The sequence below is a fragment of the Methylomonas sp. MK1 genome (assembly GCF_000365425.1).
In the GTDB taxonomy this organism is placed as follows: domain Bacteria; phylum Pseudomonadota; class Gammaproteobacteria; order Methylococcales; family Methylomonadaceae; genus Methylomonas.
The window spans coordinates 1,527,614-1,544,187 of sequence record NZ_AQOV01000002.1; the positions used below are offsets into that span (position 1 = coordinate 1,527,614).

The 16,574-nt window shown below is 50.6% G+C and carries 18 protein-coding genes; 16 read left to right on the forward strand and 2 right to left on the reverse strand.

What is annotated here, in order from left to right:
- Positions 1-109: 109 nt before the first annotated feature.
- From secA to trmL, 3 genes are all read left to right on the forward strand, one after another.
- Positions 110-2,857, forward strand: a complete 2,748-nt coding sequence (secA, locus tag G006_RS0123805) for a preprotein translocase subunit SecA (RefSeq protein ID WP_020485734.1) — start codon at positions 110-112, stop codon at positions 2,855-2,857.
- Between the two features lie 138 nt (positions 2,858-2,995).
- Positions 2,996-5,500: a glycogen/starch/alpha-glucan phosphorylase gene (locus G006_RS0123810; protein ID WP_020485735.1), complete on the forward strand. Its 2,505-nt coding sequence runs from the start codon at positions 2,996-2,998 to the stop codon at positions 5,498-5,500.
- Positions 5,501-5,504: 4 nt separating this feature from the next.
- A complete protein-coding gene (gene trmL, locus G006_RS0123815; RefSeq protein WP_020485736.1) occupies positions 5,505-5,972 on the forward strand; it encodes a tRNA (uridine(34)/cytosine(34)/5-carboxymethylaminomethyluridine(34)-2'-O)-methyltransferase TrmL in 468 nt (155 codons plus the stop codon).
- Positions 5,973-5,999: 27 nt separating this feature from the next.
- On the opposite strand, the gene G006_RS0123820 is transcribed toward trmL, so the two are convergent.
- Complete coding sequence (locus G006_RS0123820) at positions 6,000-6,494, reverse strand: YchJ family protein (RefSeq protein ID WP_020485737.1); 495 nt, start codon at positions 6,492-6,494, stop codon at positions 6,000-6,002.
- A gap of 174 nt (positions 6,495-6,668) precedes the next feature.
- Between G006_RS0123820 and G006_RS0123825 the strand changes: the two genes are divergently transcribed.
- Positions 6,669-7,898, forward strand: a complete 1,230-nt coding sequence (locus tag G006_RS0123825; RefSeq protein ID WP_026147269.1) for a dicarboxylate/amino acid:cation symporter — start codon at positions 6,669-6,671, stop codon at positions 7,896-7,898.
- Between the two features lie 27 nt (positions 7,899-7,925).
- On the opposite strand, the gene G006_RS0123830 is transcribed toward G006_RS0123825, so the two are convergent.
- On the reverse strand, positions 7,926-8,963 hold the full coding sequence (locus tag G006_RS0123830; protein ID WP_020485739.1) for a GGDEF domain-containing protein: 1,038 nt from the start codon (positions 8,961-8,963) through the stop codon (positions 7,926-7,928).
- Positions 8,964-9,653: 690 nt separating this feature from the next.
- On the opposite strand from G006_RS0123830, the gene G006_RS26405 reads away from it, so the two are divergent.
- From G006_RS26405 to G006_RS27410, 12 genes are all read left to right on the forward strand, one after another.
- Positions 9,654-10,010, forward strand: coding sequence for a hypothetical protein (locus G006_RS26405; protein ID WP_033193885.1), 357 nt, complete (start codon positions 9,654-9,656; stop codon positions 10,008-10,010).
- Between the two features lies 1 nt (position 10,011).
- The gene (locus tag G006_RS0123840) at positions 10,012-10,554 is read left to right on the forward strand and encodes a hypothetical protein (protein WP_020481567.1); all 543 of its coding nucleotides are present in this window, start codon (positions 10,012-10,014) and stop codon (positions 10,552-10,554) included.
- Entirely contained in the window at positions 10,554-11,624 is a 1,071-nt protein-coding gene (locus G006_RS0123845; RefSeq protein WP_020485740.1) for a tyrosine-type recombinase/integrase, read from the forward strand. The genes G006_RS0123840 and G006_RS0123845 overlap by 1 nt, the downstream gene beginning before the upstream one ends.
- Positions 11,625-11,637: 13 nt before the next feature.
- The gene (locus G006_RS0123850; protein ID WP_020485741.1) at positions 11,638-11,877 is read left to right on the forward strand and encodes a hypothetical protein; all 240 of its coding nucleotides are present in this window, start codon (positions 11,638-11,640) and stop codon (positions 11,875-11,877) included.
- Positions 11,878-11,915: 38 nt separating this feature from the next.
- On the forward strand, positions 11,916-12,245 hold the full coding sequence (locus G006_RS0123855; RefSeq protein ID WP_020485742.1) for a type II toxin-antitoxin system RelE/ParE family toxin: 330 nt from the start codon (positions 11,916-11,918) through the stop codon (positions 12,243-12,245).
- On the forward strand, positions 12,238-12,552 hold the full coding sequence (locus tag G006_RS0123860) for an addiction module antidote protein (protein ID WP_020485743.1): 315 nt from the start codon (positions 12,238-12,240) through the stop codon (positions 12,550-12,552). Before G006_RS0123855 ends, G006_RS0123860 begins: the two co-directional genes overlap by 8 nt.
- Complete coding sequence (locus tag G006_RS26410) at positions 12,549-12,686, forward strand: helix-turn-helix transcriptional regulator (protein WP_020485744.1); 138 nt, start codon at positions 12,549-12,551, stop codon at positions 12,684-12,686. The genes G006_RS0123860 and G006_RS26410 overlap by 4 nt, the downstream gene beginning before the upstream one ends.
- Before the next feature lie 165 nt (positions 12,687-12,851).
- Positions 12,852-13,130: a helix-turn-helix transcriptional regulator gene (locus G006_RS26415; protein ID WP_235048909.1), complete on the forward strand. Its 279-nt coding sequence runs from the start codon at positions 12,852-12,854 to the stop codon at positions 13,128-13,130.
- Between the two features lie 112 nt (positions 13,131-13,242).
- Positions 13,243-14,292 carry a hypothetical protein gene (locus G006_RS0123870; protein WP_020485746.1) on the forward strand — a complete coding sequence of 350 codons (1,050 nt, stop codon included), beginning with the start codon at positions 13,243-13,245 and terminating at the stop codon, positions 14,290-14,292.
- 267 nt (positions 14,293-14,559) lie between these two features.
- Positions 14,560-14,811 (forward strand): hypothetical protein, encoded by a 252-nt coding sequence (locus tag G006_RS0123875; RefSeq protein WP_020485747.1) that lies wholly within the window; start codon positions 14,560-14,562, stop codon positions 14,809-14,811.
- 82 nt (positions 14,812-14,893) lie between these two features.
- Positions 14,894-15,070 (forward strand): hypothetical protein, encoded by a 177-nt coding sequence (locus G006_RS28710; protein ID WP_020485748.1) that lies wholly within the window; start codon positions 14,894-14,896, stop codon positions 15,068-15,070.
- Positions 15,057-16,538: a bifunctional DNA primase/polymerase gene (locus G006_RS27410; RefSeq protein ID WP_020485749.1), complete on the forward strand. Its 1,482-nt coding sequence runs from the start codon at positions 15,057-15,059 to the stop codon at positions 16,536-16,538. The genes G006_RS28710 and G006_RS27410 overlap by 14 nt, the downstream gene beginning before the upstream one ends.
- The last annotated feature ends 36 nt before the right edge of the window (positions 16,539-16,574 follow it).

The following is a 16,574-nucleotide window of genomic DNA, read 5'->3' on the forward strand; positions in this document are numbered from 1 at the left end:
AAAAACCGGCTGGTCAATCGTCCTAGCTTGCCGGGCTTGTTTTCTGGTCACAGCTGCCCCATACCGTTTATAATCGCAAACTTTGGTTCACTCTCACTCTGGAAATATCATGCTGGGTAAGCTGGTTAAATTGGTAGTTGGCAGCCGCAACGACAGGCTGGTCAAGAAGAAACGCAAGCTAGTCAAGAAAGTCAACGCGCTGGCCGCCGAATACGAAAAATTATCCGATGCGGCGTTACAAGCCAAGACGCAGGAATTTCGCGACCGCCTGGCCCAAGGCGAAGACTTAGACAATTTACTCCCAGAAGCCTTTGCCGCCGTGCGCGAAGCCTCGACCCGCGTATTTGGCATGCGTCATTTCGACGTGCAGTTGATCGGCGGTATGGTCTTGCATAGCGGCAAGATAGCCGAGATGAAAACCGGTGAGGGTAAAACCCTGATGGCCACTCTGGCCGCCTATTTGAATGCCTTGCCGGGTAAAGGCGTACATGTCGTTACCGTCAATGATTACTTGGCCCGCCGCGACGCGGAATGGATGGGCAAACTATACGGTTTCCTGGGCTTGACCACCGGCGTCATCGTCAGCGATTTGACCCATGAGCAACGCCAGGTTGCCTATGCGGCGGATATTACTTACGGCACCAACAACGAATTTGGTTTCGATTATTTGCGTGACAACATGGCCTTCAGCCTGGAACAAAAAGTCCAGCGCGATCTGAATTTTGCCATCGTCGACGAGGTTGACTCTATTTTGATCGACGAAGCCAGAACGCCGTTGATCATCTCCGGCCAGGCGGAAGGCAGTACCGATATTTACCTGAAGACCAATCAAATCATTCCTTACCTGACCAAACAGGAAAAAGCCGACGATCCGGAGAAGCAGGATCAAATGCCCGGTGATTATGCGGTGGACGAAAAATCCCGGCAGATTCATCTGACCGAAGCCGGTTATGAGCACGTTGAGCGCTTGTTGGCGGAGCACGGCTTGATAGCCGATGGCTCGACCTTATACGAAGCCGCGAATATCCGCTTGATGCACTACCTGAATGCCTCTTTGCGGGCGCATGTGCTGTTCCAGAAGGATGTAGATTATGTGGTGAAGGACGGTCAGGTCATTATCGTCGACGAATTCACCGGCCGGATGATGAGCGGTCGGCGCTGGTCCGAGGGTTTGCATCAAGCGATGGAAGCCAAGGAAAACGTGACCATTCAAAACGAAAACCAAACACTGGCTTCGATTACCTTCCAGAATTATTTCCGGCTTTACAACAAGTTGTCGGGTATGACCGGTACCGCCGATACCGAAGCGTTCGAGTTGAACAAAATCTACGGTCTTGAAGTGGTGGTTATTCCTACCCACAGACCGATGATACGCAAAGACAAAGGCGATTTGGTTTATCTTTCGGCGCGGGAAAAATACAACGCCGTCATCGAAGATATCAAGGATTGCGTGCAGCGCGGCCAGCCGGTCTTGGTCGGTACGACGTCGATCGAAAACTCTGAATTGATTTCTCGGATGCTGCAACAACAAAACATCCGCCATGAAGTCTTGAATGCCAAACAGCACGAGCGCGAAGCGCACATTATCGAAAATGCCGGTATGCCGGGCGCTGTCACCATCGCTACCAATATGGCCGGTCGCGGTACCGACATCGTGCTGGGGGGTAATCTGAATGCCGAACTGGCAGCCTTGGGTCCGGATGCCAGCGAAGCCGATAAAGAGCGAGTACGCGCTGCGTGGCTGGAAAGACATGAAAAAGTGTTGGCGAGCGGTGGTCTGCATGTGATCGGTTCGGAGCGCCACGAATCGCGGCGGATCGACAACCAATTGCGTGGCCGTTCCGGTCGGCAGGGCGATCCGGGTTCGACCCGTTTTTATCTGTCGCTGGAAGACGATTTGATGCGGATTTTCGCGTCCGAGCGCGTCGCCAGTTTGATGCAAAAACTGGGTATGGAAGAAGGTGAAGCTATCGAGCATCCTTGGGTGACGCGTTCCATCGAAAGCGCGCAACGCAAGGTGGAGAATCGTAACTTCGATATTCGCAAAGAAATTCTGGCTTACGATGACGTCGCCAACGATCAACGTAAGGTTATTTACGCGCAGCGCAATGAATTGATGGCTGCCGAAGACATCAACGACATTATCAACGCAATTCGTGCCGACGTACTGAACGACGTCATCACCGAATACATTCCGCCGAAAACCATGGAAGAACAATGGGATGTGCGTGGTTTGGAAACGCATTTGCAGCAAGAGTTTAATCTGCAGATGCCGTTAATGGAAATGCTGGAGAGCGACCGTACACTGAACGAACCGAAATTGCGCCAGTTGATCATCGAAAAAGCCGAACAAGAAAGTCGTGCCCGTGAAGAGGCCGTCGGTGTGCAAGTGCTGCGGCATTTCGAGAAATCGGTCATGTTGCAAGTGCTGGATAATAGCTGGAAAGAACATTTGGCAGCGATGGACCAATTGCGCCAAGGTATTCATTTCAGAGGCTATGCGCAAAAAGATCCCAAGCAGGAGTACAAACGCGAGTCGTTCCAAATGTTTACCGGCCTGTTGACGCATATCAAACAGGAAGTGGTAGGCATACTCGCCAAAGTGCAGGTGGCGCGTGAAGAAGACGTGCAGGCGATCGACGAACAACGCCAAGCACCGCTGGAAATGCATTACGAACACGCGGAAGCTCACTCCATTTTTGAAGAAGAGCCGGCGGCACAAGCAGCTCAGTCTGACTCAGACTCGGAGAGCGCGGAGCAGCCTTTTGTCAGACTCGGCACCAAAGTGGGCCGTAACGACCCATGCCCGTGCGGTTCGGGTAAAAAGTACAAGCAATGCCACGGCAAATTGAACTAATGTTTAACCGCGACGCTTCAAACCGGGTGTCGCGGCTGCCCGACAATTCGATTTAGAGGGCCTTCTGCATCGCTTTCAGCCTTGCACAATCAAGCGGCCCACGGCTTTTAATTTTCACTGTCCTCAAGGGTAAGCACTATGCCGCATAGAGTCTTTAATAAGAGTAATCCCGCCGCCGATATTACCAAGCTCCCCAAGTTGGGCATGGAAAAAAAGCATTTCATCGCCGATTTCAAACACTATTACAGTCATCGTCTCGGGCGCGATCAAAACTGCCGTTCCCCGCATTACGCCTACGAGGCCTTGTCCTTGGCGATCAGCGACCGTCTGGTCGAACGCTGGAAAAAAACCTACAACGTCTATCGGGACTCCGACTGTAAAAAAGCCTTCTATCTGTCGATGGAGTTTTTGATGGGGCGCTCGCTGAGCAACGCTATGTTGAATCTCGGGGTTGACGATATCGTGACGCAAGCACTTTACGATTTGGGTTTGGAAGCCGAGGAACTCATCGAAAGCGAACCGGATGCCGGTTTAGGTAACGGTGGTCTGGGACGCTTGGCCGCGTGTTTCATCGACAGTTGCGCCACCTTGCAATTGCCGGTCACCGGCTACGGTTTGCGTTACGAATACGGTATGTTTTCGCAACAAATCGTCAATGGCGAGCAGGTCGAAAAACCGGATCATTGGTTGCGGATGGGCAATGTTTGGGAAATCGAGCGTCCTGAGTACATGCACCGCATCAAGTTTGGCGGCCACACGCAAACGCACATCGACGAAAAAGGCAACAAGCGCACCAGCTGGCTGGATACCCATGACGTGATTGCCATGCCTTACGACACGCCGGTGCCGGGGTATAAAAACGGCACGGTCAATACCCTGCGTTTGTGGAAAGCCATCGCCACGGAAGAGTTCAATTTACAAGAGTTCAATGCCGGCGATTATGCCGAAGCGGTGGCCGAGAAAAACACCGCCGAAAACATTACGATGGTGTTGTATCCCAACGACGCCAACGAAAACGGCAAAGCCTTGCGCCTGCAACAACAATATCTGTTGGCGTCCGCCAGTTTGCAGGACGTCATCGCTAACTGGGTGGGTCGCCATGGTAATAATTTCAGTAAATTTGCCGAGAAAAACTGCTTCCAGCTCAACGATACCCATCCCAGCATCGCGGTGGCCGAGCTAATGCGCTTACTGATGGATATTCACGGTCTGCCTTGGAAAGAAGCCTGGCACATCACTCGACACACGATGGCCTACACCAACCATACCTTGTTGCCCGAGGCCTTGGAAAAATGGTCGGTCAATCTGATGCAGCATTTGCTGCCGCGCTTGATGGAAATTATTTTTGAAATCAACGCGCACTTCATGGCGGAAGTGTCTGCGCGTTGGCCAGGCGACAATCCACGTATGGCGCGGATGTCCATCATCGAAGAAGGTCATCAAAAACAGGTGCGGATGGCATTTTTGGCCATCGTCGGTAGTTTTTCGGTCAACGGTGTCGCCGAATTGCATTCCAAGTTGTTGCAGGAAGGCTTGTTTAAAGACTTTTTCGAGCTGTGGCCGCAAAAATTTAATAACAAAACTAACGGTGTGACCCCCAGACGCTGGCTGGCCGGCTGTAATCCGGAATTGGCCGAGTTTATTACCGCAACTATCGGTGATGGTTGGATTACCGACCTTTCTCAGCTGTCCAAACTAGCGCCTTACGCCGAAGACGCTGCGTTCAGGCAAAAATGGTACGACTTAAATCGGGCCAGCAAACAGCGTCTTGTCGATTACAAAAAAGAAGAACACGATATTGAAATAAACGTTGATGCGTTATTCGATGTGCAGGTCAAACGCATTCATGAATACAAACGGCAGATTTTGAATGTGCTGCATGTGATCCATCTTTATGATCGAATAAAACGCGGCGATACGCAAAACTGGGTGGATCGTTGCGTCTTGATCGGCGGCAAGGCGGCGCCTGGCTATGTCATGGCGAAAAAAATCATCAAGCTGATTAACAATGTCGGCAATGTCATAAATGAAGATCCGGAAGTAGGTAACAAGCTGAGATTGGTGTTTATGCCCAATTACTGCGTGTCGGCGATGGAGAAAATCTGTCCGGGCGCGGATTTGTCGGAACAAATTTCGACTGCCGGTAAGGAAGCGTCCGGTACCGGTAACATGAAATTTATGATGAACGGCGCGCTGACCATCGGTACGTTGGACGGCGCCAACATCGAAATTCGTGAAGAGGTCGGTGCCGACAATTTCTTCCTGTTCGGCTTGACCGAAACCGAAGTGGAGGCGCTCCGTCCACATTACGATCCGCAATGGTTCATCAATCAGGACAGCGATTTGCAAGGCGTGATGCGCTTGCTGGAATGCGGACATTTCAATCAGTTCGAGCCGGGCATTTTCGACGACATCATTGCCTCGATTAAAAGTCCGCACGATCCGTGGATGACTATCGCTGATTTCCGCAGTTATCTGGAAGCGCAAAAGCGCGTTGAACAAACTTGGCGCGATCAAGAGCGCTGGACCAAAATGAGTATTCTGAATACAGCGGCCAGCGGTAAGTTTTCCACCGATAGAACGATTAGCGAATACAACCGCGAGATTTGGAAACTGTCGCCGGTGGACGTGGAAAAATACTAAAGCAATGCTGGATATTGTCTTGTTCGAGCCGGAAATACCGGCCAATACCGGCAATATCATCCGTTTATGCGCTAATACCGGTGCGCATCTGCATTTAATCCAGCCTCTGGGGTTTGACTTGGACGACAAACGTCTGCGTCGCGCCGGGCTGGATTATCATGAATGGGTGAACATCCGCCAGTACGGTTCCTTGCACGATTACGTCGAAAAAGCCAAGCCGCAGCGTTTATTTGCGTTAACCACCAAAGGCCACACCGGGTACAGCGAGGTGCGTTATAAAGCTGGAGATGCCTTGTTATTCGGTCCGGAAACCCGCGGCTTACCAACCGCATTTTTGAATCAACATCCGGCCGCGTTGCAACTGTATTTGCCGATGCGTAAGGAAAGCCGCAGTCTCAATCTGTCGAATACCGTTGCCATAGTGCTGTACGAAGCCTGGAAGCAATTGAATTTTGTGGATGCGGCTCGTTGACTTAGTGACGGTTCAGCGGGTCGGTTTTCAGCGCCCGCAGCAACGTTTAAATTTCTTGCCGCTGCCGCACGCACAAGGCGCATTCCGGCCGGTTTCCGTGCTTATCGCAACTTTGCCCGCGGCTTTGATGACGCCGTCCAGATAGAGCCAGCGCGAATCCGTCTTAACGAACCGACTGATTTCGTGCATGAAATAGTCTTCGCCGTCCTGTCGGTAAAAAGCCTTAAACTCGACCATGCCTTTGCTGTCGTGCGCACTGCCTTTCTTAGTGTCGACTATAACGAGTTTTTGCCACTGCGCGGTTTCCTTGGAAAAATCGATTGCTGCGGGGCGTTTGCTTGTTTCCCAAGTATTTAATAAATAGTCCACGTTGCGTTGGGCATAAGCGCTGAAACGCGAGCGCATCAAGGCTTCTGCCGTTGGCGGGAAGTGTTCGCCGCTGTGATAGCGGCCGCAGCACTCCGGATAATGCAGGCCGGAGCCGCATAAACAAGTTTCGGTGTTGTCGGTGATTGTCGTCATAGCAGCTGATTTTACCGAAGTAGATAAGCCAAAAGCCAATCTTCGCCGGTGTCATGATGAAATCCCCTGTCGTAGGGCCGGACTCAATGTATGTCGCTTTGGGGGTGTTAGTTTGCTTATTATAAATCTCAGTATTTTGGCATTTTACGATATTAGCATTTTCAGGAGGTCGGATTGAAAGTCGCATTAAATACACAGATTTTTCTCGGTGCCGTGTTTGGTGTCCTAATGGGATTAGGGTTCGCCAAGCTTGGGCCGGAAGCAGCCCTTACAAAACAGGGTATATACTTTTGCGGTCTCTTGAGTAACTTATTCATGGACTTGCTGAAAATGGTATTGGTGCCTTTGGTATTTACCTCTATAGCGGTCGGTGTCGCCAATTTGCGCATGCACAGCCAACTGCACCGGGTTTGGATGTCTACGCTGGGATTTTTCGCAGTGTCCATGGTCTTGGCCATTTTGTTGGGCTTGGGCGCGGCCAATTGGTTCGAGCCGGGTAAGGGCCTGAATCTGGACCTGTTTCAGAATGCCGGTCAGGGTTTTGCCGCCAAGCAGATGACGTTTGCCGAATTCATCGCCAGTTTTTTACACGGCTTGTTTGTCAATCCGTTCGCGGCGCTGGCGCAAGCCAACGTGCTGGCGATCGTGATGTTTGCGTTACTGCTGGGCATAGCTTTGGTAGTTGGCGGGGACCGGTATCGAAACATATTACTTTTAATGCAGGAATGCTTGGAATTGATGTTGCGCTTGGTCGGCTGGATCATGCGGCTGGCGCCGTTCGGCATCATGGCACTACTGGCACAGTTGCTAGCGACGCAGAACATGGCTTTGTTAAGCAGCCTAGCTGAGTTTGTAGCGGTTGTGGTGGGCTCGACATTGCTGCATGGCTTCGTCGTGTTGCCGCTATTGTTATTTCTAGTTACCAAAATCACGCCGTTAAAGTTTTTTCGCGGTTCTCGGGAAGCATTGATGACCGCGTTTGCCACCAGTTCCAGCTCGGCGACCTTGCCGGTCACCTTGCGCTGTGTCGAACAGCATCTGCATGTCAAACCCAGTATTGCCGGGTTTGTGGTGCCGTTGGGTGCAACCGTCAACATGGATGGCACCGCGCTTTACGAAGCGGCTGCCGCGCTATTTGTGGCTAATTTGGCGGGTATTGAGTTGGATTTGGCTCAGCAATTGATCGTGTTTTTTACTACGATGATCGCCGCCATCGGCGCGCCGGGTATTCCCAGCGCCGGCATGGTGACCATGATAATGGTGTTGCAGTCGGTAGGTTTGCCGGCCGAAGCCATTGCCATATTGTTACCCATAGATCGTGTACTCGATACCGTGCGGACCATGGTAAATGTCGAGGGCGATATGGTGGGCAGTTTGGTGGTACAACGCCTCAGCGAACCCTAATCGGCTGCGGCGGATATTCTGAAATGTTCATGAATGTATTACTTGATTGCGGCCGCTTTGCTTGGCTTTATACAGGGCGTTATCGGCGCGGACGATAAAGCTTTCCGGATTGTCGCCCGGTTGCAATCTGGCAACGCCGATCGACAAGGTGATTTTACCCAGTGACTGGTTATCGTTTTTGCGCTGCAAGCGGCTGGTTTCCATCGCGTTGCGAATATTTTCGGATATTTCTACCGCCTTTTCGTGGCTGGTATTGGGCATGATAATCGCCAGTTCCTCGCCGCCGTAACGCGCCACATGATGATGATCTTCAGCGTGTTTCTTCATTAAAGAGGCCACATATTTAATGACATTGTCGCCGATGGTGTGGCCGTAAGTGTCGTTAATGCGTTTGAAATGGTCTATATCCAGCATCGACAGGCAAGCGGTATTGGGTGCGGATTGTTCGATAATTTCCGCCAAGGTCATGTCGAATGCGCGCCGATTCAATAGGCCAGTTAGGCCGTCGGTAGTGGCGATTTGCCTTGCTTGTGTAAGCTCTGCACGTAGTTGTTCCATTTCACGGTTAGCATCGGTCAGCTTGGCCTGCATGGCCTGACTGGTGATTGCCAGGGCTTTTGTTTCCTGAATGATTTCCTGCAAGACGATTTTCAATCCGTCGGACGCGGAGAAATTCTCCAAAATGACAGATTTTTTCTGGAAGCTATCGTTGGTTTGTTCGGCCTTGTTATAAGTTTCGTTGATCGCGCTAGTGGCTTGTTCAATAACTTTGTGCAGTTGTCGGTTGATTTGCTCAAAAGATTCCAAAGACGCATTACAAATATGTGATTTGTAAAGCTCGACGCTGTTGTCATAATCGAAGGCCTGGTTTTCTGCGAGCAACAAGTCAACGGCTTTGTTTAAGGTCGGGTTATCACCGGCTACATAGTCGTACCAAATGGCGTAATTGATGGGATTGGCCGCCACATTATGCCGCACCAGCAGCGGCAGGATTTGTTTTAGATAACCGGCGTTAATGCTCGGTGAGAAATCGTAAATCGGTATGTAAGTGGTGCCTTTACTCATCAGATTTTTGTCGATAAACGTATAAGGGTTTAAGTATTGCTCGCGCCGGGATTATTAACCCTGTCACTGCTTTCGATTGTTCCGTTTCGTTGCGCTTGGTTTAGCGCTTAGTAGAACGTGTCTCCGGTGACTTAGATGTGCCTCGCCAAATTTGGCTTGAAACATAATTGACCATCCAGGCTTTCATCTTTCGTAGTCATAAGCCTACATAAAAGTAACTTAAAACCGGGATTTTTCAATATATCCGGAAAATAAGCTTACACGGACAGCGTTTGCGGTTTGCGTACAGGGGATGGTTTTTTGGGTGGTGAGCATAACTTTGTATAGAAATAGTTTGCTCGTACTGGCTTGCTGTCCGGAGAATGCAAACTTTTGGCAACTGCACGTGTGGCAAGAGTATTTGCATCGCAAAGTTAACAAAACATTTTGCAGCAGCTCGAGTTTTGGATAAAATGCGCGGCCTTTAGTCGGGTGCTTAGCTCAGCTGGGAGAGCATCGCCCTTACAACCCGAAGGTCGTAGGTTCAAATCCTGCCCCCGCTACCAGATAACTGATTGATTTTTAAGGATAAGAATCATAAAGCCATCGGTTTAACACGTTGAAAAAAACCCCACAGGGCACCGTTTAGGGCTCATGTGGATTTTTTCAAAAAGGTTCCAGAGAACCTGTGTTACATCGAGGGCTTTTTTTATGTCCGCAATAAATTCAAAACAAACCCCATCAACATCACGACCAGAACCTGGTGCTGATGTCCAAACGTTCAAACAAACAATCACTCAAATCGATCAAACTTCGCAAGAAGCGTTTGATTTAATCGAATTAATTTCAGACTTGCTTATTTGCGCGTCTGAAAGTACAAAATTTCATACCAACCCACGCCTTTTACGTAACGCGCTCCAGGCAATACACTCAATTGCCGGTGATGCACAGAACACCATCAATTGTTTGGCTGAGGATGTTGGCTGCAATTATTCGGAAAGCAGCCCCTTGGTCTTCGATAGGTTTCCACAGGTCGTGGAGCCGTTAACTAGCCGCGGGGTGGAATGACATGACCAATATTCCTAAAAGTCAACACAACGCGGGTCCGGTCGTTCCTAGTGCAATTTCAGACTATTTCCTATTTGACCGGTTTGCGTATTGTCCTTCATGCGGTGATCCTGAAGGGTTTTTCTTGCCTGCTGAGGTTTATCCGTATTTTCCCGACGGCGGCAGCGTGCAGTGCACGACATGCGGCGCCTACGACCACCCAGTCATTCGACTTTGGACTGTTCATCATCCTGACAATCATTTGTTGGCCTCTCCCGGCTTTCCCACAGAGGGTGAGGCGCGGCGCTTTGGCAACGTTTTTGGCTTGACAGGGTATTGCCTTAAAGATCTGCGCTGCTTTTATGTTGGCGAGGGTGATGACGATCCACGAAAAGGCATACTTTATTCCCTGTCACGGGGCCGAGACGTATATGAGCGATTGCTTGAATCGTTACCGGTAGACTCTGATCCGGAAACATTGCGGCAGCTTGCGCTATCACTCGACCTGAGAGACTACGCTTTGCCGCAATTTTCGGCAGCTTTCAGCGAAGAGAGGCCTGCCTAATGGCCACCATCCGAAAAATTGAACGCCAGTCAGGTGTCGTCTATAAAGCGATCATCACCCAGCGCGGCATTGCAATAAAATCCAAAACCTTCACCCGCAAAGGTGATGCGCAAGCCTGGGTAAAGCGCATCGAGTCAGACCATGAAATGATGGAGGCCTTAGGCTCGCGCGGTGCGGGTTTGCGGTTTGCTGATCTGGTCGACGAATACATGCGGCAATGGCAAGGCAAAGACGCAGTCAACCAAGCCAGGCGGGCCCAGTATTGGCAAACCTGCCTGGGCGATTATAAGTTGGTCGACATCAGCGCGGATATGATTCGCCAACGGCTTAAAGCCTTTGAAGCGGGCAAGGTGCTGCGTGGCGATGGCGCCGGCAAGACCAAAGCAATTAATCGAGACCGTTCGCCGTCTACGGTCAATCGTTATCGTACCGTGCTGTCGGCGATTTTCAGATATGCGATTTTCGAGGGCTATATTGTTGCCAATCCGGTCGCCCGGGTGGCCGCTCGCAAGGTTAACAACCAGATTAATCGATTCCTGGATGAAGGCGAACGGGTGCGGCTGCTGGCGGCGTGTCAAAAATCAGACTGGGATAAGCTGCATTTGTTGGTATTGATGGCGCTGACTTCCGGCATGCGTAAAGCCGAAGTGCTTAACCTCCGCTGGAGTGACATCGACTTCGATAACAACCTGGCCAGGTTGGCAACCAGCAAAAACGGCGAACCCCGCTGGTGTCCGTTGCCGGATTTTGTAGTGGATCATCTACGCCCGCAGCGCCGGGTGGGTGCCGGCTTACTCTTTGCCAGCGAGAACAAGCCCGAACGACCGTTCGAGTTCAAAAAACATTGGGATAAGGCGTTGCGAGAAGCGGGAATCGAAAACTTCCGGTTTCACGATTTACGCCACAGTGCCGCCAGTTTACTGGCGATGGCCGGCGCTTCGTTGTACGAAGTCGGCGAAGTGTTAGGCCATAAATCCACCCAAACCACCAAACGCTACGCGCATCTATCCACCGAGCACAAATCGAAGCTGGTGGAACGCGTCATGACCGCCGCCATTCGGCAAAAATAATTAGGAGAATACCGTGAATACAGAAAACCAAGATCGTGAAACCAACAATCGTAGTAATGCGGGCAACCTGATAGAGCTATTTGATGACATAGTGATTAAAACCGAGCGGGCGCGTTGCATTTTGGAGCTACTGTTTATTCCGTTAGAGAACAGCGAATTATTGCCAGCAATTGGGGTGGTAATCGATGAATTGACGGCTATCGATCGCACCATTAACGCCTGGAACTCAGGCGAGGCCAGTGCGGAACAGTAAGCCGCTTGGAGTTGCTTATCTGTAACTTATAATTCACAATGTACCAGGTTGAAGACTACCAGGCAGCCGATGGCCGGCTGCCCTTCAAGGATTGGCTGTCGGCCTTGGCGGATCGACAGGCGAAAGCCCGCGTATTAACCAGGGTGCAACGCATGGCCGCCGGTAATCTTGGCGACTGCAAGCCCATACAAGACGGCGTATGGGAACTACGCATTGATTACGGTCCCGGCTATCGCGTGTATTACGCGCAGGCCGGGGCCAAGCTGCTGCTGTTACTGATCGGTGGCGACAAGCGCAAACAGCAGGGCGACATCGACAAAGCCGTTGCCTATTGGAAAGACTGGAAGCAGAGAACACACCATGAGTGAAGCATCAAAACCACACGACCAAACGGTTATCGAGCTATTGCGCGAAGATCCCGAGTTTGCCAATGAATACCTGGCCGCGGCGCTAGAAGAGGTGGACCAGCCCGGCGGCCGCGAAGCGTTATTGGCAGCACTACGCCAGATTGCGGAAGCGCAAGGTATGGCGGAAGTTGCCGAGCGGGCGGGTATTAAACGCGAAAGCTTATACCGGGCCTTGTCGCCCAAAGGTAACCCCACCATCAAAACCCTGCTGGCTGTTACTAAGGCGGTCGGGCTGAAACTGTCGGCACATCGGCAGGCGGCAGCATGACCGCCCAATTTAACCCGCCCCATCCGGGCAGTATTTTGAAAGAGGACATCTTGCCCGAACTGGGGATTGGCGTTACCGAGGCAGCATCGCAATTGGGTGTGTCCCGCGTGGCATTGTCGCGGGTCATTCGCTGAAAATCTTGGAAACGGAGCGCCAGCGAAGTGAAGATTTTTAGTCCCCGATAGCCGTAGCGCCGGGCGGGTTTTCGCAGCGAAGCGGAGAAAACCTGCAAGGCATCGCGACACGGCGTTAAGTCATGCGAGAGCCGATGTTTCGACCCCTGGTTGGGTCGGAACGAGGTGACGCGGACGAATCGGGGCGCCGAAGGCATAAGCGGTCGCGTAATTTTTGCCGATTTTTTCCAGCAGGATGCCCGAAAAGATCTTTCGGCAAAAATAGCGACTCCCCGGAACGGCAAGGCCGCGATCAGTGCGGAAATGGCGATTCGATTGGAAGCCTGGACCAGTGGCCCGACTGCCGAAACGTGGGTGCGTATGCAGGCCGAGTATGACTTATGGCAGGCCCGCCAGAAGCCGCGCCCTAATGTCACGCCGGCGCCTCGACCAGAGGCGGCTTAACCTGTTTTACCAAGCCTAGCCCGACGGGGCGAAAAGCGGATTTCTCACCCGCCTGGCTTGGTATCTTTTTTGAGAATCACACTAGAGAGGTGTTGATGTGGTCATAGTTAGTATGACTGAGCGCGAGATCGATAGATGGGTCGCTAGCCAAAATTTGCCGCCTAGGGCGGGGCATTTGTTTCGGTATCCGTTTCTTGGTTTCGAAAATCCTCATTTTCAGGATTTCAAAAAAGCTCACGATATCATTCGTACATTCACTGTTTATGCTGCGCACGAAGGTGGCCACCTTGAAATAATCAATCAGTTTATTGCCTCAAAAAATCACTGTGTCGAGTCGTTGCGAAAGATTTGTGAACTTTTAGAAAGTGACGAACACATGATGATTTTTTGTTTCTGGTTACATAGAGCTTGGATGATTTGGGGAATCGGAAAAGAAAAAAGTGCGTGTGAATTAGGCTTATCACCCCTAGCAAAGGGCTGGTCACAGAGTAAAAAAGCTGATGAGATCAGAGGGCAAATCAAACAAAAAACTGAGGAAATTGTTCGGCTAGTCAATGGTTTGGCTGAAATTGGTGGCGTTCATTGGATTAGTAGCCCTCAATCCTCTATTTATTCTGGATTGCTACAACGCGCAGTCGATATTCAATCAAACTCGCTGCCTGAGCCTATTCGACAGTGGGCAGATTGGGTCGCTTATGACGCATCCGACGGTGTCTTGGCGCAAAAATTCCAGAAATTTAGTGGTGATGTTGGAGCTTTTTATGACACGGATTTTCCAATGCCGACATTTGAAAGTTTGATTCTTGCCTATGGGCAACAAGTTGCTGAAGATTTTGGTCGTAACTCGCCTTATCGGGACGCGTTTAAGGCTTCAAACCGAAAGAAGTTTAACCCTGCGTTTTTTGCCAGGGGTTTTCTCGGATTGCTGAGCCGTATGGTTGATGATGGGCTGTTGCCGGAGAAAATCAAAACTCTCCCCCTGGTTGACTTCGAGAGGCTGTTCAATCCTCCTTTTCCAGTGGTTGAATTTAAGAGATATGTCGATTCGGATTGGCGGAAAGATATAGATACAACTGCTGAAGAATATGAACGCAAGCAGAAAAAGGAAGATAAACGCAAAAATAAGGCAATAAATACCGCAAAATCTCCAGCAAATATCTGATAAATAAGGGGAAAGATAATAGACATATTATCTTTCTTACATCGCTCCAAACCATTCGCATAATGTCCGTAATGCTGCGAAACGCGGCAGAACTTCACACGCTAGAGGCGGCATTGATGCAAACAAATCAAAACCATTTGATTTTCCCTCGCTTGGACCCTGAAACTCCTTGACTGCCTTTGTATTCTTTGATCTGCGCGACAATATGTCCAGGCGCTTTGAGTCGCTTTCAAATTTCAACACCATGAATATTAATGAGGAATAACTATGGAAAAACAACAAGGCAACTTTGCCGGCGCTTGCGCCGGTTTGAATGATGTTTCTCGAGGGGAGATTATTATTCTTGAAAAATTCCAGGAAAAGTACGCTGACAAGTTCACACCCGGTCAATTGACTTGGTTCATGCGTAATCGCGCGCGCAATGGATTGTCAAAGTCCGGCGCGGTGATTTTGTCGGCCAGAAAGTTTTACATCAACGAGCGATTATTTACGAAGTGGTTTGCTAGTCAAAAAGCCTAATTCTCTTTCAGACGACTTATCAACGTGGCCGCGCGGATTGCGGTCGAGTCGGACCGATGGCAAATGAGAATGGGTGATTTTGATGACGAAGTTTAAAAACTGTTACAAAAAGCAGGAACCTATGTGGCAATGCCGGCTATGCGGCGGCACCTGCAAAAAGCGCTTAATGCGTGAGGGCTATTGCGTGACGTGCTTGCGGGGTAACCGGGTGGCATTCGTTACCGAGCATTACAAGAAGGCGCTCAATGCCAGCAATTGAATCCCGATTTGAGTACGCATTGAAGTATGCGGCGCTGGGCTGGCCAGTGTTGCCGTTGCACTGGATTACCGAGCGGGGTATATGCAGCTGCGGCAAAACTGATTGCCGGTCTGCTGGCAAACATCCGCTATTGCAGAAAGGGCTGCTTGATGCCGCTACGGATACAAAGACATTAAATGCCTGGTTTAAAAAATGGCCTAAGGCGAATATCGGTATTCGAACCGGCGCGGCCTCTGGTTTTTTTGTACTCGATGTTGATCCTCGCCATGGTGGCGATGATGCGCTGGAGCAGATGAAGCGTGAACTCGGCCCAATCCCGGATGATGTGGTACAGGTGACCGGTTCAGGTGGTAGTCATATTTGTTTCAAATATGCCGGTCAAGAGTGTGTGTCGACAACCAACTTTTACCCGGGGATCGATCTTCGCGGGGATGGTGGGTTTATTGTTGTCGAACCATCCAATCATGTGACGGGTGGCAAATATTATTGGGATGGTGATTCGCCTTTGGAAGGTGCATCTTTGCCGGATATGCCAAGTAACCTTCTAGCAAAGTTACGCGCTAAAAAGCGGGCGATCCTGCCGCAATCTGAACCAGCGGTCGCAAATCCTTTAGCGGCGGTTGAAGTTAAGAAAATCCGCGCGGCACTGGGGTTTATTCCAGACTTTGACGACAGAGACCAATGGCGCACCATAGGCATGGCGTTACACTCAACCGGGGCAGGTGATCAGGCTTTTGGGTTGTGGGGTGAGTGGTCGCAGCAGTCGGACAAGTTCAACCTGGCTGATCAGCGGCGAGTTTGGAATTCATTCAAGCCGGGTGGCGGGGTAAACCTGGCTACCTTGTTTGGTATTGCCAAAGGCAACGGTTATTCGCCGCCGGAAGTATCTCGACCACCTGAGCCGCCTTTGTCGGTTTATGAGACTGAAGCCACTCAGACAGAAACATCAAAACCAGCGCAGGCAAATAAATCAAAGCGTAAACCCAATGCGGCCCCGCCAGGCAATACTGAGCAATTTCAGCGCTTTGTATTTCTGAAAAATCACAATCGGATATTCGATACCGTGACGCGCAACGAGTTGAGTCGAGACGGTTTCGACGGTGCGTTTCTGCATGTCTTTCCTGATCACAAACCATCGGCTGTTTTTCTAAAAAATCCAGCCACTATCAAGGTTGACGGTCTGATTTATCTGCCTGGCGAAACGGATAACCCGGTTCATCGTGACGGTGCGGTGCTTTGGAATATTTGGCGCGATCCTGGCGTCAGTTTACCTGATGAGGCTACGCGGGAGGACGTGGAGCTGTGGCTTGAGCACCTAAATTATCTGTATCCGAATCGGGAGGAACAGAATCATTTGCTAGATTGGATGGCTTGCACGTTGCAGCGTCCGTCGACCAAGATTAATCATGCGATTTTAACCAAAAATGAGAAATCCCCCGGCTCTGCCGGGGAGACAGCTGAAGTTTGACATTTAGAGGAGTCCATCAGGACACTCGGACGCGTG